At 53.5% G+C, this 1,980-nt stretch carries 3 protein-coding genes; 2 read left to right on the top strand and 1 reads right to left on the bottom strand.

Annotated elements, in window-relative coordinates; translation table 11 throughout:
• Nucleotides 1-25: 25 nt before the first annotated feature.
• Nucleotides 26-712 carry a Bax inhibitor-1 family protein gene (locus ACTHUT_RS19195; RefSeq protein ID WP_250601424.1) on the top strand — a complete coding sequence of 229 codons (687 nt, stop codon included), beginning with the start codon at nucleotides 26-28 and terminating at the stop codon, nucleotides 710-712.
• 106 nt (nucleotides 713-818) lie between these two features.
• Nucleotides 819-1,331 carry a pantetheine-phosphate adenylyltransferase gene (gene coaD / locus ACTHUT_RS19190; RefSeq protein ID WP_250601426.1) on the top strand — a complete coding sequence of 171 codons (513 nt, stop codon included), beginning with the start codon at nucleotides 819-821 and terminating at the stop codon, nucleotides 1,329-1,331.
• Between the two features lie 47 nt (nucleotides 1,332-1,378).
• Here the strand turns inward: coaD and ACTHUT_RS19185 are convergent, their stop codons facing one another.
• Entirely contained in the window at nucleotides 1,379-1,939 is a 561-nt protein-coding gene (locus ACTHUT_RS19185) for a hypothetical protein (RefSeq protein WP_250601787.1), read from the bottom strand.
• Nucleotides 1,940-1,980: the final 41 nt, after the last annotated feature.

The raw sequence follows: 1,980 nt of genomic DNA, 5'->3' as shown, positions 1-1,980 counted from the left end.
TTCAATCCACACTGGAGCAAACGCCATGCAAAACGACGTTTACGACTATACCTCGCAAGGCTCGGTTGCCAAAAATACCGTCCTGCAAAAAACCTACCGCCTGCTCGGCCTGTCTTTCATTCCTGCCGTTGCCGGCGCATTCTTTTCCGCCAAAACAGGCTTTAACATTTTCTCCATGTTCGGTTCATACTATGTTGCCCTGGCCGCCTTCTTCGGCTTCTTCTACGGCATGACCTTCCTGATCGAGAAAAACCGTTACAGCAACGTCGGCGTAGCCCTGTTGATGATCTTCACTTTCGGCATGGGCCTTGCCATCAGCCCTATGCTGCAATACGCCCTGTCTATTAATAACGGAGCGCAAATCGTCGGCACGGCCGCCGCCATGACCGCCGGTGTATTCTTCACCATGTCCGCTATGGCACGCCGCACCACAATGAACATGAACAAACTCGGTAGCTTCCTCGGCGCCGGTGCCATCGTGCTCATGATTGCCGTTGTGGCCAACATCTTACTCAACATCCCTGCCCTGAGCCTGACCATCGCGGCCGGCTTCGTTGTCTTCAGTTCCCTGATGATTATGTGGCAGGTGCGTACCGTTATCGACGGCGGTGAAGACAGCCACATCAGCGCGGCGCTGACCATCTTCATCTCCATCTACAACATTTTCAGCAGCCTCTTGAGAATCCTCATCTCTATTAGCGGTGACGACTGATAAAGCCACAAAGGCCGTCTGAAATTTCAGACGGCCTTTTTGATTTTTGACATCACCGGCAAACTCCCCTATCCTGAACGTACACAAACCCCATTCCCAACCCAAAATGACCACGACCACTCCGCGCCGTGCCGTGTACGCAGGCAGCTTCGACCCTCCCACCCTCGGCCACCTGTGGATGATACAGGAAGCCCAGTCCCTCTTTGACGAACTCATCGTCGCCATCGGCACCAATCCCGAAAAGCGCAACACCTACACCATAGAAGAACGCCGCGCCATGCTCGATGCCATTACCCACCCCTTCCCCAACGTCCGCATCAGCGTGTTTGAAAACCGCTTTTTGGTCGATTACGCCCGCGAAGCCAACGCCAATTTCATCGTCCGCGGCATCCGTTCCTCCGCCGACTACGAATACGAACGCTCGATGCGCTACATCAACAGCGACATCGCCCCCGAAATCTCCACCGTCTTCCTGATGCCGCCGCGCGAAATAGCCGAAGTGTCCTCCACCATGGTCAAAGGCTTGGTCGGTCCACAAGGCTGGCGCGACATGATAGGCCGCTACCTCCCCGACCCCGTCTTTCAAAAAATCCTGCAAGACCACGAAACAAACACATAAAACAAAGGCCGTCTGAACATTTCAGACGGCCTTCCAATTTCCATTGATTATTTACGGGCGGACATCAACACCTGCAGGTTTTGATTCAACGTTTCCATGTCCAACCAACCGGCGGCAATAAACAGCATCAAAATCACCGTACCCACACACAGCACGCTGATACCATACAACAGATAACCCACCAAAACACGGCCTACCGTTGCATTTCCCATCCACATCAAACCACGTACCTGCACCACAAAAACCCAAGCCTGCCACAGCAGCGCAAACGCAGCCAACGCCGGCACATACAACACCAGCAACAGCGGCAGCAGCAAAGCCTCAGACACCAAAATAAAGCCCCACAAAGGCAGCTGGGGCGCACCATAATAATGCAGCACCTTGCGCATCGAGCGGCTCAACACCAACCATTTCACAATCACCAAAATTACCGACAGGCACACTGCCGCCGCGCCACTGCCCAACAAAGGCGACATGCTGGCCGCGTTTACCACACCCAACAGCAACAACACCGCCGCCATTACCAAAGGCGAATACAAATACGTCTCCGGCGAACGATAGCGCAAACGCAAAACATCCCACATATCACGAACAAACACATACAGCATGGCATAAATCCAAAGCAAAAAAGCCGATTGTATCTTAGGCC

The sequence above is a fragment of the Neisseria sp. P0022.S010 genome (assembly GCF_051956635.1).
Note: the sequence above shows the minus strand (reverse complement) of the source record. Positions and strands in the feature narration are given on the sequence as shown.